13 protein-coding genes are annotated in these 16969 nt (G+C 63.4%); all 13 read left to right on the forward strand.

Translation table 11 applies throughout. The annotated features are described in order from the left end of the window. The first annotated feature begins 260 nt into the window (after positions 1 to 260). The 13 genes from ACXWUF_RS00590 to ACXWUF_RS00650 all read left to right on the forward strand — a co-directional run bounded on the left by ACXWUF_RS00590 (position 261) and on the right by ACXWUF_RS00650 (position 16956). Positions 261 to 1307 carry a GlxA family transcriptional regulator gene (locus ACXWUF_RS00590; protein WP_458492701.1) on the forward strand — a complete coding sequence of 349 codons (1047 nt, stop codon included), beginning with the start codon at positions 261 to 263 and terminating at the stop codon, positions 1305 to 1307. 53 nt (positions 1308 to 1360) lie between these two features. Next, entirely contained in the window at positions 1361 to 3166 is a 1806-nt protein-coding gene (locus tag ACXWUF_RS00595; protein ID WP_458492702.1) for a hydrogenase maturation protein, read from the forward strand. Between the two features lie 631 nt (positions 3167 to 3797). Then, a complete protein-coding gene (locus tag ACXWUF_RS00600; RefSeq protein WP_458492703.1) occupies positions 3798 to 5591 on the forward strand; it encodes a hydrogenase maturation protein in 1794 nt (597 codons plus the stop codon). A 13-nt stretch (positions 5592 to 5604) separates the two neighbouring features. After that, positions 5605 to 6453 carry a response regulator gene (locus tag ACXWUF_RS00605; protein ID WP_458492704.1) on the forward strand — a complete coding sequence of 283 codons (849 nt, stop codon included), beginning with the start codon at positions 5605 to 5607 and terminating at the stop codon, positions 6451 to 6453. Positions 6454 to 6644: 191 nt separating this feature from the next. Continuing rightward, positions 6645 to 8663, forward strand: a complete 2019-nt coding sequence (locus ACXWUF_RS00610) for a sensor histidine kinase (protein WP_458492705.1) — start codon at positions 6645 to 6647, stop codon at positions 8661 to 8663. A 29-nt stretch (positions 8664 to 8692) separates the two neighbouring features. Next, positions 8693 to 9058 (forward strand): response regulator, encoded by a 366-nt coding sequence (locus tag ACXWUF_RS00615; RefSeq protein WP_458492706.1) that lies wholly within the window; start codon positions 8693 to 8695, stop codon positions 9056 to 9058. Between the two features lies 1 nt (position 9059). Beyond that, positions 9060 to 10562, forward strand: a complete 1503-nt coding sequence (locus ACXWUF_RS00620; RefSeq protein WP_458492707.1) for a response regulator — start codon at positions 9060 to 9062, stop codon at positions 10560 to 10562. A gap of 328 nt (positions 10563 to 10890) precedes the next feature. Further along, positions 10891 to 11295 (forward strand): globin, encoded by a 405-nt coding sequence (locus tag ACXWUF_RS00625; RefSeq protein ID WP_458492708.1) that lies wholly within the window; start codon positions 10891 to 10893, stop codon positions 11293 to 11295. A 65-nt stretch (positions 11296 to 11360) separates the two neighbouring features. After that, positions 11361 to 11837: a transcriptional repressor gene (locus ACXWUF_RS00630; RefSeq protein ID WP_458492709.1), complete on the forward strand. Its 477-nt coding sequence runs from the start codon at positions 11361 to 11363 to the stop codon at positions 11835 to 11837. A gap of 390 nt (positions 11838 to 12227) precedes the next feature. Next, a complete protein-coding gene (locus ACXWUF_RS00635; RefSeq protein WP_458492710.1) occupies positions 12228 to 14291 on the forward strand; it encodes a TonB-dependent receptor in 2064 nt (687 codons plus the stop codon). Positions 14292 to 14413: 122 nt separating this feature from the next. Beyond that, complete coding sequence (locus tag ACXWUF_RS00640) at positions 14414 to 15394, forward strand: CobW family GTP-binding protein (protein WP_458492711.1); 981 nt, start codon at positions 14414 to 14416, stop codon at positions 15392 to 15394. A 96-nt stretch (positions 15395 to 15490) separates the two neighbouring features. After that, positions 15491 to 15769 carry a DUF5666 domain-containing protein gene (locus ACXWUF_RS00645; protein WP_458492712.1) on the forward strand — a complete coding sequence of 93 codons (279 nt, stop codon included), beginning with the start codon at positions 15491 to 15493 and terminating at the stop codon, positions 15767 to 15769. Positions 15770 to 16035: 266 nt separating this feature from the next. Further along, a complete protein-coding gene (locus tag ACXWUF_RS00650) occupies positions 16036 to 16956 on the forward strand; it encodes a hypothetical protein (RefSeq protein ID WP_458492713.1) in 921 nt (306 codons plus the stop codon). Positions 16957 to 16969 lie beyond the last annotated feature (13 nt).

The raw sequence follows: 16969 nt of genomic DNA on the forward strand, positions 1-16969 counted from the left end.
GTCTTGGTTTTTTCGTTCATATCCATCTCCTCCTGTGGCCTAAATCTTCCGCTCCGGGCGATGTGTCCGCAATGACGAAATTCCCACCTTTTCTGCCATGGGGGCGTGGAAGCCCACTCATTTTGCTGGTTCCCAAGCGGGAGCTTGGGAACCAGCAAAATGAGTGGGCTTCCACGCGCCCATGGCAGAAAAGGTGGGAATTTCGTCATTGCGGACACATCGCCCAGAGCGGAAGATTTAGGCCACAGGAGGAGATGGATATGAACGAAAAAACCAAGACGCAACCCGGCCAGCCCCGGCGCATCGCCATGCTGGCCTTCGAGGATTCGCAAATGCTCGACATTTGCGGCCCGCTGGAAGTGTTCGGCTTTGTCGATTATTGGCTGCGCATGAGCGGCCAAGCCGTGGCCCCGAACTATATCCTGACGGTACTCGCCGAACGGGCCGGCCCCGTCACCACCATGTCCGGGGTGCGCATCATGGCCGATCAGGCCATCGGCGATTTCGAGGGTGATATCGACACATTGCTGGTGGCCGGCGGCCTCATCGAACAGGCCCGCAGGAATCCGTCCCTGTTGGCCTGGCTGAGCCGGATGGCGGGCCGGGTCCGGCGGCTGGGCTCCATCTGCACCGGCGCCTTCCTTCTGGCCGAATGCGGCCTGCTCGATGGCCGCCGGGCCACCACCCATTGGAAATACTGCGCCCAACTGGCCGAGGAGTACCCGCATATCCGGGTGGAACCGGATCGCATCGCCGTGCGCGACGGCGCCGTCTACACCTCCGGCGGCGTCACCGCCGGCATCGACCTGGCCATGTCGCTGGTGGAGGAGGACTGGGGACCGGAAACCACCGCCATGGTCGGACGCGGCATGCTGGTGTTCCCGAACCGCCCCGGTGGGCAATCACAATTCAGCGCGGACCTGCTCAAGGCCGCCGCCTCCCGGCGAGACTTTCGGGAATTGCAGGACTGGATGCTCGCCCATCCCAACGCGGACCTGAGCGTCGAAGCCATGGCCGATCGCATGAACATGAGCCCGCGTCATTTCGCCCGGACCTTCGAGCGGGAGGTGGGCCTCACGCCCGCCAAGTTCGTGGAAATGATCCGCCTCGAACGAGCCCGCGCCCAACTGGAACAAACCCGGCTGCCGGTGGAAACCATTTCCCGGCAATGCGGCTTCGGCACGCCGGAGCAGATGCGCCGGACCTTCCAGCGCACGCTGAAGGTCAGCCCGCTGGATTACCGGGCCAGGTTCCGCTTCGGCGGGCATGGGCCAGCGGCGAACGAGCGCCCGGCGGCACCGAATTAGGCATCGCCTCAGAAAAGGCATTTCACAACTCACAAGGATATGGAGACACCCTCATGCGCTTATTGCTCTTGTCCAGCAGCTTCAACAGCCTCACCCAGCAAGCCTATGTGCTGTTCAAGGACCGCCATCAGGTCGGCGTCGCCGCCGCCACCACCGCCGACACCATGCGCGACGCGGTGGAACAGTTCAAGCCCGATCTGATCCTCTGCCCCATGCTGGCCCAGGTGATTCCCAACGACATCTGGGAAGCCACCCCCTGCCTCATCGTCCATCCCGGCATCGTCGGCGACCGTGGCCCCAACTCCCTGGATTGGGCCATCCTGAACCGGGAGCCGCGGTGGGGCGTCACCGTGGTGCAGGCGGCGGAGCATATGGACTCCGGCCCCATCTGGGCCACCTATCAGGCCGACACGCGGGACGCCAGCAAGAGCAGCCTGTACCGGGACGAAATCAGCCATTGCGCCCTGCAAGCCATGAAGGTGGCCGTGCAACGCTTCGAGAGCGGCCTGTTCGTGCCCGCCCCGCTGGATTACTCGCGGCCCGACGTGCGGGGCTTCTACCGCCCGGCGGTCAAGCAGGAACGGCGGCGCATCGACTGGAATTCCGACCCCGTGGCGGACATCCTCCGCAAAATCCGCTCCGCCGACGGCGCGCCGGGCGTGCTGGACGACATCGCCGGGCGGGCCGTGTACCTGTTCGGTGTGCATGAGGAAGGCAGCCTGGTCGGCAAGCCCGGCGACATCATCGGCCAGCGGCACGGCGCGATTTGCCGGGCAGCGGTGGACGGCGCGGTGTGGATTTCCCACCTCAAGCCCAAGGACGGACCCGAGGACCGGCGCTACAAGCTGCCCGCCACGATGGTGTTGGGCGAAGCGATTCTGGGGGATGTGCCGGAAGTGCCCATGCCCGTCGAATGCGCCAGCCCCAGCCGGACTTTCCGGGACATCTGGTACGAGGAGCGCAACGGGGTCGGCTACGTCAATTTCCGCTTCTACAACGGCGCCATGGGCACCGACCATTGCAAGCGGCTGGCGGAGGCCGTGATGTACGCCCGCCACCGGGGCACCCGGGTGATCGTCTTGCAGGGCGGGCGTGATTTCTGGTCCAACGGCATCCATCTCAATCTGATCGAGGCCGCCGCCGACCCCGCCGAGGAATCCTGGCGCAACATCAACGCCATGGACGATCTGGTGCGGGCCATCCTCACCGCCTCCGACCACATCACCATCGCCGCCCTGTACGGCAGCGCCGGGGCGGGCGGCGTGATGCTGGCGCTGGCGGCGGACCGGGTGTTCGCCCGCGACGGCATCGTCTTCAATCCCCACTACAAGGGCATGGGCGGGCTGTACGGCTCGGAATACTGGACCTATACCCTGCCCAAGCGGGTCGGCCAGGCCAAGGCGCTGGAACTGACCGAGCGCTGCCTGCCGCTGGGCGTGCGGGAAGCCAAGGCCATCGGGCTGATCGACGACATCATCGTCCAGGACCACCTGGGTGGCAGCCAATTCAGCCAGTTCCGGGAACAAATCGCCCGCGTCGCCGAGAAGCTGGCCCACAGCGAACGGTATTACACCTGGCTGCTGGAGAAGCGGGCCAACCGCAAGGCCGACGAGCACAGCAAGTCGCTGGAAAGCTACCGGCACGAGGAGCTGGAGGAGATGAAGCGGAATTTCTGGGGCGAGGACCGGAGCTATCACATCGCCCGCTCGGCCTTCGTCCACAAGACGCCCCGGCCCGGCATCCTGAAATGCGTCACGGCCTTGGAAGCCGCCTGCGCCAATCCCCACTGCACCGAGGTCATCCGCACCGGACGGAACCGCTGCGTGTTTCCATCCATTGGGTGGTCCGCGGTGGCTTAGCACTCGGCAAAAAATAACTTCCCGGAATTTGTAGGTCGGACTTCAGTCCGACCTGCCGGGCTAAAGCCCGACCTACATCCGCGCCGAACCTTGCGCGGCGGGCGGCATAGAGACAGCGGGAACCAACCTGGATGTAAGGTGGACATGGGCCTATGTCCACCTTACGGGAAGCCCACCCAGCCAGCATGATGATTGTTGTGACTAGCCATCACGGCAGCTTGCCTTTGAGGCCGGATTAAGTCCGCCTGCCGATTCTTGCCCTCTCTTTTGCCGCCGTCCAATGTCCTAAAATGTTGCAAAACCATTGCTTCAACGAGGCGAATTGTTAATAATCCCAACCGCGTGCCCGAAAAACTCCAAAAATATGGGGGGCAGCCTGGGTTTACCCCGTCCCGCTGACATCAAGAAACCCCTGGGCCTTCTCGCCATATACCCTGCCGATTTCTCCGGGCACTCAATATTTGGCAATCATCGCGGTCACGGTCAACACATTGGCTTATAAGAAGTTTTTTGAATCCCCATACCCTGGGATTCTAACGACCCCACTAAAAATCAATGGCTTGAAAAAGCTGGCCGACCATTTCTGCAATAATCAACAACGGTGTATCTACGCACCCAGCGGAGAGTAAATATGCGGATATTGCTCATCTCGTCGTCATACAACGGCCTTTGCCAGCGTGTTCATGTGGAACTGGATTATTTGGGCCACGACATCTCCATCACCCTGGCGCTCAGCCCCGATGATGTCAGGAAGGCCGTCGCCCTGTTCCAGCCCGACCTCATCATCTGCCCGTTCCTGAAGGAAAAAATCCCCGAGGACGTGTGGAGTCGGCACCTCTGCATCATCGTGCATCCGGGCATCAAGGGCGACCGGGGACCGTCGTCCCTGGATTGGGCCATCACCAACGGCGAGGCGGAGTGGGGCGTGACCGCCCTGCAAGCGGCGGAGGAGATGGACGCCGGGGACATCTGGTCCACCGCCACCTTCAAGATGCGGCCCGGCAGCAAGGCCAGCCTCTACCGCCGGGAAGTGACCCGCGCCGCCACCAAGACCGTGCTGGAAACCGTGGCGCGGGTCGAGAGCCGCGGCTTCGCGCCGGAACCCTTGGATTACTCGAAGCCCGCCGTGCGCGGCCAACTCCGCCCGCTGATGAAGCAGGCGGACCGCAAAATCGACTGGGAGGTCGATAGCGTGGAGACCATCCTCAAGAAAATCCAGGCGGGGGACAGCGCGCCGGGTGTCTTGGACACCATCAACGGCGAGGAATACTACCTGTACGGCGCCCACGAGGAGGCCAACCTGCGAGGCTGGCAACCCGGCGCCATCATCGCGCAGCGGGATGGGGCGATTTGCCGGGCGGCCATCGACGGGGCGGTGTGGATTTCCCACCTGAAAAAGAAGAATCTCGAAAAAGTCCCCTTCTACAAGCGCCTCGTGGGTCGTCACGTCTCCCTGGACTTCAAGCTGAGGGCGGCGCGGATGCTGGGCGAGGCGCTGGCGGACGTGCCCGAGTCGCCGATTGATCCCCTGTACACGGGCACCGACAAGACCTTCAAGGAAATCTGGTACGAGGAAAAGAATCAGGTCGGCTACCTGCATTTCGACTTCCACAACGGCGCGATGGACACGGAGCAGTGCAAGCGGATGCTGGAATCCTACCGGCTGGCCCTGCAACGCCCCACCAAGGTGCTGGTGCTGATGGGCGGGACCGACTTCTGGTCGAATGGCATTCACCTCAACGTCATCGAGGCGTCGGACAATCCGGCCAACGAATCCTGGCGCAACATCAACGCCATCGACGACGTGGTGCTGGAGATCGTCAACAGCGAGAGCAAGCTGACGGTCTCCGCCGTGTGGGGCAGCGCCGGGGCCGGCGGTGCCATCATGCCGCTGGCGGCGGACAAGGTGTGGGTGCGGGAGGGCGTGGTCTTCAACCCCCATTACAAGACCATGGGCCTGTACGGCTCGGAATACTGGACCTACCTCCTGCCCAAGCGGGTGGGACCTGTGAAGGCGCTGGAACTGACCGAAACGCCGTTGCCCTTAGGGATGAAAAAGGCCAAGGCCATCGGCTATGTGGATGAGCTGCTGCCCGACACCTACGAGGACTATCACGCCGCGCTGCGGGAAAAAGCCGAAGCCTTGGCGTCCAGCCCGGACTATTTCAAGCTGCTGGCGGACAAGCGGGAGCAACGGAAGCGGGACGAGCAGGCCAAGCCCTTGTCGGCCTACCGGGCGTCCGAGCTACAGCACATGAAGATGAACTTCGCGGGCAAGTTCTACGGCGGCGAGGTGAATTACCACGAAGCCCGCTACAACTTCGTCCACAAGATCAGGCCGAAGGAAACCGCCGCGTACCTCGCCAAGCACATGCGGCTGGACATGGCGAGATTCAACGAACTGCGGCAACCCCTGGCGTACTGAGAGGAGAAAACCCATGTTTTTCAAACATTGGCCCGTGCTTTTGGTGGACGACGAACCGGACGTGTTGAGCATTTCCCGGCTCGCCATGAAGAACTTCGATGTCTACGGCCTGCCGCTGAAAATCTACACGGCGGACAGCAAGGCCGAGGCGATCCGGCTCATGCAAGACAACGTGGAGGTGGGCTGCAATCTGGCGGTGGCGTTCCTGGACGTGGTGATGGAGACCGACGACGCCGGCCTGCAACTGTGCGACTACATCCGCAACGAGATGGGCAACAAGCTGACCCAGTTGTTCGTGCGCACCGGCCAGCCGGGCTTGGCGCCGGAGCGGCAGGTCATCGACCAGTACGACATCAACGGCTATTTCAGCAAGGTGGAGGCGACGGAGGACAAGCTCTATTCCCTGGTGAAGAGCAGCGTCCGCCAGTACCTCGCCTACGGCACGGCCTTGGCGACGGTGGATCTGTCCAACAACCTCATGGCGGCGGGCGGCTCGCGGCGCAAGATTCTGTACGCCCTGTCGCCGGTGGGCATCCTGAGTCCCGAGCAGGCCGACACCCCGCGCTGGCTGTTCGTCGATGACCAATTGCTGTTCTCGGACGAGGTGGACGCGGAGCAGGCGTTCCGGGTGCTGGAACAGTTCCGTCAGGAAGAGGGCGTGCCCCTGGACCCCGCCGGCGACCGCTACGTGCGTGACGACGAGGGCCATCAGCTCATCCACGTCGCCCGGACGCCCCACCGCGCCGAGGCCATGTTCCTGTTCAAGAGCCGCTTCGCGCCGCCGGACATCGTGGTCAGCCTGATGCACAGCTTCGTGAACCAGCTCGCCATCGCTTGGCATCACAGCCAGGAAGACGATTAGAAGTAGGTCGAGCATGTATTCCCATGCCCGACATTGCTTGATTCGGTTCATGGCGTCGGGCATGAATACATGCCCGACCTACGGATTGGCGATGACGTCCCGGGCGGCGCGGGCATAACGCGCCGCCCTGAGGGACAACATCCCTTGAAAGGATGTTATCCCTGCCCCCATCCCGCCGACCAAACCCGCCCATGCAACATTTCTTCTACGACGGAAGAGACCCGCAATACGCCCTGGAAGCCCATCACCACCAGGGGCTAGTCGCTCTCTCCATCGTCGTGGCCTGCCTGGCCTCCTTCGCCGCCCTGAACGTGGCGGGACGCATCAGCGCCTCCGACAAGGCCAGGGCGCGGCGGAGTTGGCTGGCCGCCGGGTCCGTGACCATGGGCCTGGGCGTCTGGGCCATGCACTTCATCGCCATGCTGGCCTTCAAGCTGCCCATCCCGATCAGCTATGACGTGCTAGTCACCGCCTTCTCCATCCTGCCCGCCATCCTCGCCAGCGGGGTCATGCTCTACGTCATCAGCCGCCCCAAGATCAAAGGAGTCCAGCTCTTCGGGAGCGGGACGTTCATGGGGCTGGGCATCGGGGCGATGCACTATATCGGGATGGAGGCCATGACCGGCGTGGGCCGGCAGATCATGATGATGTTCGTGCCCCGGCTGTTCAGCGTGTCGATCATCGTCGCCATCGTGCTGGCCAACATCGCCTTGCGGATCAATTTCCTATTCGGGCGCCGCAAGGGGGATGGCCCGTCCCTATGGACCAAGCTGGAGTCCGCCGTGGTGATGGGCTTCGCGGTGGCGGGCACGCACTACACGGCCATGTCCGCCACCTATTTCTTCCCCGGCGAGGCGGTGTCCGGCGCGGTCGGGATCGAGAACACCCTGGACCCCGCCTCGCTGGCCTTGTGGGTTTCGTTCGCCTCGGTCCTGGTCACGTCGCTGGCGATCTTCATCGCCATGGTGGACAGCCGGCTGCAACAGATGGCCCGCGAGGAGGCGGTGAGCCGCTCACGGATGCGCGAGGCCATCGAGAGCATTTCCGACGGCTTCTCGCTGTACGACATGGACGACCGCCTGGTGGAATGCAACCAGCGCTACCGCGAGCTCATGGACCCGGTGCGCTACCACGAACCCATGGACACCGGCTCGGGGATCGTGCCCGGCATGAGCTTCGAGCAAGTGATCCGCCGCGCCGCCGAGGCGGGCCTGATTCTGGACGCCGTGGGCCGCATCGACGAGTGGCTGGCGGAGCGGCTGGAGCGGCACCGCTCGCCCCGGGGGCATTTCGTCGAGCATTTCCGGGGCGACCGCTGGATCAGGGTCAGCGAGCGGCGGGTCTGGCACACCGGCACCGTCGCCATCCGCACCGACATCACCGAGCTGAAGCACACCGAAATCGAACTCTCCAAGGCCATGGACGCGGCCCATCAGGCCCGCGCCGCCGCCGAAGCGGCCAGCCGCGCCAAGAGCGCCTTCCTCGCCAACATGTCCCACGAACTCCGCACCCCCATGAACGCCATTCTCGGCTACAGCGAGATGCTGCTGGAAGACGCCCAGGAAGCGGGGCAAACGGAGGTGGTTCGCGACCTGGAGAAAATCCATTCCGCCGGTCGGCATCTGCTGTCGCTCATCAACGAAATCCTCGACCTCTCCAAGATCGAGGCGGGCAAGATGGAGCTTTACCTGGAGGATTTCGATTTGCTGTCCGCCCTCCGGGAGGTGGTGAACACCATCCAGCCCCTGGTGGACCGGACCGGCAACACGCTTATCGTGGAATACCCGCCCCACCCGCCCGCCATGCGCACCGACCTCACCAAGCTGCGGCAAGGTTTGTACAATCTGCTGGGGAACGCCGCCAAATTCACCGAGCGGGGCAGGATTGCTTTCACGGTGAGCGCGGAAACCGTGGAGGACCGGGACTGGGTGTCCTTCCAGGTGGCCGACACCGGCATCGGCATGACCCAGGAACAGGCGGACAAGGTGTTCGAGGCGTTCACCCAGGCGGATGACTCCACCACCCGCAAATATGGCGGCACGGGCCTGGGGTTGACCATCACTAAAAAATTTTGCCAGATGATGGGCGGCGACGTGTCGGTGGGCAGCGAGCCGGGCGTCGGCTCCACGTTCACCATGCGGCTCCCCGCCCAAGTGACGGGGGATGCCCCGCCGGAGATTCCCGCCATGCCGGTCGATACCGGCCCATAGCCACATTCACCCACCCCACGGAACCAACCATGCCCAAGATACTGCTGGTCGAAGACAACGAACTGAACCGGGACATGCTGTCGCGCCGCTTGGAAAAGAAGGGCTTCGAAGTCGCCATGGCGGTGGATGGCGAGGACGGCGTCGAAATGGCCCTGGCGCTGCGCCCCGATGTGATCCTGATGGACATGAGCCTGCCCATCATGGATGGCTGGGCGGCGGCGCGGCGCATCAAGGACCACCCGGACACCAAGGAAATACCCGTCATCGCCCTGACCGCCCACGCCATGGGGGAGGACCGGCAACGGGCGCTGGACGCGGGCTGCGATGATTACGATACCAAGCCCATCGAATTCACCCGGCTGCTGCGAAAAATGTGCAGCTTCCTGGGGGAATGACATGGTGGACAGCCCGCCCCCCGAGCCGGTCGGCTCCCCGGTGAGTTCGTCCCTGCGCCATGACTTGCGGACGCCCCTGAACCAAATCATCGGCTACGGCGAAATGCTGGCGGAGGAAGCGGCCAGCGCGGGCCGGAAGGATTGGCTGCGCGACCTCAGGCGCATCGTCCAAGCCGCGAAAGGCATGGTTGACCGGGTGGATCGGGCCTTCGCGCCGGTCACTGACACGCCTTGGCCCGCCCCGCCGCCGTTGGAATCCCCGCCGCCGCTTGAGCCTAGCGCCACGGCTCGAACCGCCTTACCCGACGCGGGGCTTCGGCCCGGCAAACTGTTGGTGGTGGACGACAGCGAGTCCAACCGGGACATGCTGTCCCGGCGGCTGGAACGGCAGGGCCACATCACGGCGCTGGCGGAAAATGGGCGGGCGGCGCTGACTTTGCTCGCCCAGGAAGCCTTCGACCTCGTGTTGCTGGACGTGATGATGCCGGTGATGGATGGCTGCGAAACCCTGGCCCGCCTCAAGGCGGACCCGCGCCTGCGGGACATCCCGGTCATCATGATTTCCGCCCAGACCGAACTGGACAGCGTGGTGCGCTGCATCGAGTTGGGCGCGGAGGACTACCTGCCCAAGCCGTTCAACCCCGTCCTGCTGCGGGCGAGGGTGGGCGCGTCACTGGAGAAAAAGCGCCTGCGGGAGCAAGAGCAAGCCCACCGCGAGCAAGCCCTGCGCTCGGAAGCGGCCCTCGAAAGGCACCGCGCCCTGGCCCAGATGGTGGCGGGGGTGGCCCACGAGATCAACACGCCCCTGGGGATTGCCTGCACCGCGCTCAGCGTGATCGAGAACCGGCTGTCCAACCCCAAGCTCCGCGCTTTCGCCGGATCGGACGAAGCGGGCGAAGAACTGCTGGCGGACATCCTGGATTCGGCGGCGCTGCTGAAGAACAACGTGATCCGGGCGCATAAGCTGGTGGAGACGTTCAAGAAAATCTCCGTCAGCCAAGCCAACGAAGCCAAGGAGCCAGCCAATCTGCCCGAACTGGTGACGGACGCCGTGGACCTGTTCAGGATCAATGCCCGGCGGGCCAAGCTGTCCATTAACGTGGATTGCGCCGGGCTGACCGGCGATCCCCAATGGCTCGGCCATCCGGGCCTGCTGACCCAGGTCGTCATGAATTTCCTGCAAAACATCGAGCGCTACGCCTACCCCGACGGCCAGGGCGGCAAGGTGGGCATCATCGTCGCCGACCAGGGCGAGGCGGATGACGCCCGGTTCACCCTCACCGTGCGGGACTATGGCGCTGGCATTGGCCCCGGCCATCTCGCCAAGATATTCGATCCCTTCTTCACCACCGGGCGCGGCCAGGGCGGCTCGGGGCTAGGGCTGGCCATCGTCCACAACATCGTGACCTCGGCGCTGCAAGGCCGCATCTCCGCCAGTTCCGAACCCGGCCAAGGCACCGCCTTTGTCGTGAGCTTCCCCAAGTCCATCGCCGATCCTGATTAGCCGGAAACCCGGCGTCGGCTACACCCCCTCCCTTTCCCGCCTCGCCGCTTTAACACGCCGCCCCGTTCAATGGCGTGGCGTTGACCCTTTACCAATAGGACTTACGCAGCTTTTGGCTTGTCGTCCCGCCTTCAGGCGGCAAAAAACCGCCTGACGGCGGGACTACGAACTCCTTAAGTGATTGAATGGCAAGGCTGAGTAAGTCCTAACCAACCAGAATCACAAGGGGCTGCTAGACTTTCGAGCCATTTAGCCACCAAACAATGTACATGGACCGGCATTTGGGAGGGGCGGCCTTCCCTTCCGGCCAGGACAACTGGTAGTCAAATTGGACGAAAGAACCCTGGAAATCTACAACGACAGCTTTGAATATTGCCTTTCCAAGCCGCGGTTTCTGACTCGCTTCTACGAACGGCTCATGGCATCCTCACCGGAAGTCAGGGCGCGCTTCAGTAACACCGACATTCACCGGCAAACCCGGATACTCAAAAAATCGCTCTGCCTCCTGACCATGGCCTCGGTGGGGACGAGCGAGGGCCGCGACGAACTCGTCCGGCTGAGCAAGAGCCACGGCCCGGACGGCCTGAACATCCCGGCCTATATGTACGATCTGTGGCTGGACTGCCTGATTCAAACCGTGAAGGAATTCCACGCCCACTGGCGCCCGGAGATCGAGCAGAGCTGGCGCGCCATGCTCGGCCCGCATATCGACGTCCTTAAACCCGACCGCTGAAAGAGCCGACGCCAAGCGGCCCACCGTCGTACAATTTCGGGCGTCGCACCACCCGGAACACCGCCATGCCCCCCTACGAGCATCCCAGCCACGACCACCAATGCTGCATCGCCAAGGCGTTGGAATGCGCCGAGCGCCTTTGCGAAGAGCGGGGCGTGCGCTTCACCCCACAGCGGCGGCGGGTGCTTGAACTCATCTGGTCCAACCACGAATCCGTCAAGGCTTACGACTTGCTGGAGGCCCTCAAAGCCTCCGATCCCGCCGCCAAGCCCGCCACCGTCTACCGGGCGCTGGATTTTCTGTTGGAACAAGGCTTCATCCATCGGGTGGAAAGCCTGAACGCCTTCATCGGCTGCCCCAAGCCGGAACAGCGCCACGAACTGCTGCTGCTGATCTGCGAATGCTGCCATACGGTCGAGGAGCTTCCGGTCCCGGCGGTGATGGAAGCAGTGAATCAGGCCATCCAGTCCGCCGGATTCACGGCCAAGCGGCAGGCGTTTGAAGTGCATGGCCTTTGCGCCGAATGCGCTGAGGATTCGTAAATTCGTGGACGGATTTTCTCCCTCTCGCCTTTGGGACGGGGTTGGGGTGAGGGTGTCAAAAATGGGATTTCTCCTACCAAAAAGCCGAAGTCGCAACCCTGTGATCAGGACCGGGAGAGCGATAAATCCCTTGATTTGGATACCCTCACCCTAGCCCTCTCCCAAAGGCGAGAGGGAAAAATAGTCGCCTTCGACACAGTGAGATTGTCTTGCTCCCACCTTTCTCTCGCATCCAGAGCGGCGCGATGTCAAACTTCCCCCCTACCTCGAAAGACGTAGCGCCATGATGCCCGCCGGGATGGGGCGGCGCGACAGCGAAAAATCGAAATTTAACGGAATGTCGCGAATTGTTATGTTATAACATTATGCGAACTCACATGGAGGCTGACTATGTATCGCTCTTTCCACGCCCTTCCCTTGCTCGCGTGGGCCACCCTGGCCGACGCCGATGAATCCCTCACCCAACAACTCGACGAAATCGTGGTCAGCGCCCCGCTGGATCGGGCCACGGACGCGTTCGCCCGGCCCGTCACGGTGTTGAAGGGCGAGGAATTGCGCGAGCAAGTCGGTCCCACCATCGGCGCGACCTTGCAGCAGTCACCCGGCGTCAACAGCCAATCCTTCGGGCCGGGCGTGGGAATGCCGGTGATCCGGGGCCAGACCGGGCCACGGGTGCGGGTGATGCAGAACGGCGTCGGCAATGGCGACGTGTCCAATTTCAGCCCCGACCACGCCAACAGCGTGGAGCCGGTGCAGGCGGAGCGCATCGAGGTGTTGCGCGGCCCGGCCACCCTGCTCTACGGGAGCGGGGCCATCGGCGGCGTGGTGAACGTCATCGACAACCGCATTCCCGAAAAACGGGTCGAAAAGCCCTTGGGCGGCGCGTTCGAGCAGCGCTACGACTCGGCCTTGGACCTCACGTCCAGCGCCTTCAAGCTGGAGGGCGGACAGGGCAATCTGGCCCTGCATATTGATGGCTTTTTCCGGGAGAGCGGCAATATGCAAATCGGCGGCTGGGCCATCGACGAAGCCGCCGCCCGCGCCACCGATCCGGCCCTGGCGGAAACCCCGGTGATTCAAAACACCAAGAACTATGTGCCGAACACCAATGCCCGCGCCAAGGGCGGCACGGTGGGCCTGTCCTGGGTGGGCGATGACGGCTTCGTCGGTGCCTCGATCAATCGACTGGAAAACAACTACGGCATTCCCCCGGACGGGGCGGGCGGCGAACGCATCCGGGTTGATCTCCAGCAAACCAAATACGACTTCCGGGCCGGGCTGAATAATCCGTTTGAATTCGCCGAGTCACTGAAACTGAAGTTCGGCTACACCGATTACAAGCATTCCGAGCTGGAAGGGGGCGCGGTCGGCACGACGTGGCTGAACGAATCCTACGAAACCCGGCTGGAACTCAAGCATCAACCGCTGGGGCCGGTGCGCGGCGTGGTGGGCTTTCAATCCATCAACAGCGACTTCGGCGCATTCGGCGAAGAAGCCGTGGTGCCGCAATCCGCCATCGACACCTACGGCTTGTTCGCCGTCGAGTCCATGGATTTCGGCCCCGTCACTTATGAATTGGGGGCGCGGGTCGAGCATCAATCCATCACGCCGCAAGGCCGACCCGCCCGCGATTTCCTGCCGGTCAGCGGCTCGGCCTCGGCGCTGTGGAAAGTGGACGACAGCAACCAACTCAGCCTGGCCTTCACCCAGTCGCAACGGGCACCGTCGGTGCAGGAGCTTTTCACCAACGGCGTGCATCACGCCACCCGCAGCTTCGAGATCGGCGATGCCACGCTGGGCAAGGAAGTATCCTACAACCTCGACCTGGGCTACCGCTTCAAGCGGGACTGGCTACGGGCCGAGCTCAACCTGTTCCACAACTGGGTGAACAACTACATCTACCAGCGCAACACCGGCCAGTTGTACGCAGGCGAGGACCACGAAGAGGATCACGCGGGCGAGGAGGAGCATCATCACGGCGAGGGGCTGCCGATCCTCCAGGCCAGCCAGGCCGACGCCATCTTCAAGGGCTTCGAGGCCAAGCTGCTGTTCCCGCTGATGGAGAACAAGTACGGCGTGCTGGATGTCACCCTGTTCAGCGACTACACGCGGGGCGAATTCGTCAACGGCGGCGATGTGCCCCGGATGCCGCCGCTGCGGTATGGCTTGCAACTGGACTACGCCTTCGACGACCACTGGTCCTCCAACCTGCGGCTGACCCGTGGCGAACGGCAGGACAACCCCGGCGCCAACGAATCGGAAACGCCCGCCTATGTGCTGCTCAATCTGGGCGTGCAATATCAGGCCAAGGCTTGGGAACAGGCCGACGTGCTGGTCTTCGCCAAGGCCAACAACTTGCTGGACGAGAACATCCGCAACTCGACGTCGTACCTGCGGAACTTCGCGCCGGAGCCGGGGCGGGGGGCGGAGGTGGGGTTGCGGGTGAGTTATTGAGCCTCTAAAGCCCGCGTGGGCTGGGTTGGAGCTTTGCGGAAGCCCAGCCAGCTAATCCTCTGACGCCGGGTTTCGTCCCCCAACCCAGCCCATGGCCCGCATGGCCTACCCAGTTTCGGCAAATGAATTCGAACCTCACCCGCCTCCCCATCCTAATCCTCACCGGCTTCCTCGGCAGCGGCAAGACCACCCTGCTCAACCGGCTGCTGCGCGACTGGCCTAGCTCGGCGGTCCTTATCAACGAATTCGGCGAAGCCCCGGTGGACCCGCAATTGATCGAGCAGGAAGGCATTCCGCTCATGACCCTCTCCGGCGGCTGCCTGTGCTGCCAGGTGCGGGGGGCGTTGGCACCGGTGCTGAGGAACATCCGGCTGGGCTGGGGCAAACCCGGTGCCCCGAAGTTCGACCGGGTGATCCTCGAAACCAGCGGCGTCGCCAGTCCCGAGCCGGTGCTGGATACCCTGCTGCGGGACCGCTGGCTGGCGCGTAATTACCAACTTTTGGGCGTGGTCGCCACGCTGGCTGTGCCATCGGCGGCGGAACACATCGAGCGGTTTCCCGAAGCCATGGCGCAAGTGGCCTGGGCCGACGCGCTGGTGCTGACTCAAGCCGATCTGGCGGATACCGCCACGCTCGCCCGCCTCGAAACCCGGCTGGACGCGCTGGCACCAGCCACGCCGCGTCTCCGGGCGGTGCGCGGCGAACTCGACCCAGCCGCGCTGTTGACCCGCATCGACACCCGCTATCGCCGCGTGCCCGACGACACCGACCGGCCCGATCATGGCTTTCGTAGCGTCTCGGTGCATTTTGAAACGCCTGTGCCTTGGGTGAGGCTGCGGATGTTCCTAGAGGATTTACTGGCGCGTCATCCATCCCTGGTGCGGGTGAAGGGCGTCGTCCAGTTGCCGAACGTGTTCAGCCCCGTCGCGGTGCATGGCGCGGCAGGCCGACTCTATCCGCCGGTCGATCTATCGACCCGCGCCGCCGACGATGCCCGGAGTCGACTGGTGTTCATCACCACCGGACCCGTCACCGCGCTCGCAGACGAGGTGCGGGCAGGCTTGGCGGGAAATCTGGCGGAGGATGCGGTTCGTTGGCATTGAGGCGGTGTCCATGCTGAAATTTAGGATGCCCGGATAGAAGCCTCCGGCGGATGGGTCGATACAAGCGCATCCATTAACACCGTCAAGGAGAACGCCATGAACCCACTCAAAGTCCTTGGATTATTGTTCGTCGCCGGATCGCTGACCCCGGCGCAAGCCCTCGCGGATGAAGATTTCCACGGCATCATCGAACAGCGCCCGGAGGGAAACACGGGCACCTGGATCATTGGTGGCCAGGAAGTCGCCGTGACCGACAAGACCAAAATCGAGGAGGATGACGGTCCCCTCGCGGTGGGGAAATGCGCCGAGGTGGAGTATGAGAATGGCCGGGTGGAAGAGATCGAAAGCGAATCCCTGTCCGACTGCCGGAAATAGCTAAACGCTCGTGGTTTCGCTTTTACCTGAGCGCGGGTGTGGAACTGGAATCCAAAGCAAGCTTTGGATTCCAGAACCCGCCGCGACGCGAAAACATTGGAATGCAAACTTTACCCCAGAGTTTTGCGCTACCCCTGGGTTCCGAGGCACGCCCCCTCTCAGCACAAACGGAAAGCCGCTTAACCGCCAATAATTGACGCCCGCCCACGCCTGTCCTACCCTCCCGGGTTCCGACAGTTCAACAACAAGAGGCCACCATGCCCGTCATGTCAGAACTTCCGGTATCGGGGGAAAGGCTCCGAACCCCGTCCCATCGCCACGCCATATCGGGCGCGTTCCTGGCGGCGCTGCCCGGCCTTATCGCCCCGGTCCACGCCGACGAGTGGATCGCCGACGCCAGCGCCCGGCTGCTCTATGAGAGCAACATCAACCACGCCGCTTATGGCGCGGCGGTGCTGGACGATTTCGCGTTCGCGCCGCAAGTCGCGCTGGGCCGGTATTTCCAACTCGCCGACGCCGACGGGCTGACCCTCACCGCCAACGCCAAGGGCGCGGTATTCGGGCAATACAGCGGACTGAATTCTATCCACGGCGGCGGCGCGTTCGGCCTGAAACACAAATTCGGCCTGGGCGCCTACGCCCCATGGCTGCGGGTTCATGGCTCGGCGGGCTATACCGAATACGACAGCCGGTGGCGCGACAGCGGGCTGTTTCAGGGCGGCGTGCAATTGGGGCGGCGGTTTGATCCGCGCTTCGGGCTGTGGATAGGCTATGGCTTCGACTACCGGGACGGTCGCGACTCCCGCACGGGTTGGTGGGGCAAGCCGGGCAATGTGTTCACCCTGTCAGGCCACCGGGTGTCGGTGCATTCCGATTTTCTGCTGACGGACGATGTGAACCTGTCCCTTGGCTATGGCGTCCGCTTCGGCGGCATTTATTCCGATTACCGGCTTGGTAGCGGTAGGCCGTTGCCTCCGGCCCCGGCGGCGGTGCGGGACGACGCTTTTCCCGGTTACATCGCCTATCGGATCGACCACGCCACCACCCACGATTTCAGCCTGGAAGCGAGCTACGCCCTGAGCGGCCACGCTTCCCTCGCGGTGCGGTATGAATTCCAAGTGGCTTATGGGGGCGGGCTGAGCTATGCGAACCATGCGCCGCGCATCAGCTTTGATTACAGCTTTTGAGGATGGAACCAAC

It is taken from the genome of Methylomagnum sp. (assembly GCF_054333355.1).

What these genes read in the sequence shown, in the direction of transcription:
- ACXWUF_RS00615 (WP_458492706.1), top strand. Translation starts at nt 8,693, where the DNA reads ATGCCCAAGATACTGCTGGTCGAAGACAACGAACTGAACCGGGACATG.
- ACXWUF_RS00605 (WP_458492704.1), top strand. Translation starts at nt 5,605, where the DNA reads ATGTTTTTCAAACATTGGCCCGTGCTTTTGGTGGACGACGAACCGGAC.
- ACXWUF_RS00595 (WP_458492702.1), top strand. Translation starts at nt 1,361, where the DNA reads ATGCGCTTATTGCTCTTGTCCAGCAGCTTCAACAGCCTCACCCAGCAA.
- ACXWUF_RS00645 (WP_458492712.1), top strand. Translation starts at nt 15,491, where the DNA reads ATGAACCCACTCAAAGTCCTTGGATTATTGTTCGTCGCCGGATCGCTG.
- ACXWUF_RS00630 (WP_458492709.1), top strand. Translation starts at nt 11,361, where the DNA reads ATGCCCCCCTACGAGCATCCCAGCCACGACCACCAATGCTGCATCGCC.
- ACXWUF_RS00650 (WP_458492713.1), top strand. Translation starts at nt 16,036, where the DNA reads ATGTCAGAACTTCCGGTATCGGGGGAAAGGCTCCGAACCCCGTCCCAT.
- ACXWUF_RS00610 (WP_458492705.1), top strand. Translation starts at nt 6,645, where the DNA reads ATGCAACATTTCTTCTACGACGGAAGAGACCCGCAATACGCCCTGGAA.
- ACXWUF_RS00640 (WP_458492711.1), top strand. Translation starts at nt 14,414, where the DNA reads ATGAATTCGAACCTCACCCGCCTCCCCATCCTAATCCTCACCGGCTTC.
- ACXWUF_RS00590 (WP_458492701.1), top strand. Translation starts at nt 261, where the DNA reads ATGAACGAAAAAACCAAGACGCAACCCGGCCAGCCCCGGCGCATCGCC.
- ACXWUF_RS00620 (WP_458492707.1), top strand. Translation starts at nt 9,060, where the DNA reads ATGGTGGACAGCCCGCCCCCCGAGCCGGTCGGCTCCCCGGTGAGTTCG.
- ACXWUF_RS00600 (WP_458492703.1), top strand. Translation starts at nt 3,798, where the DNA reads ATGCGGATATTGCTCATCTCGTCGTCATACAACGGCCTTTGCCAGCGT.
- ACXWUF_RS00635 (WP_458492710.1), top strand. Translation starts at nt 12,228, where the DNA reads ATGTATCGCTCTTTCCACGCCCTTCCCTTGCTCGCGTGGGCCACCCTG.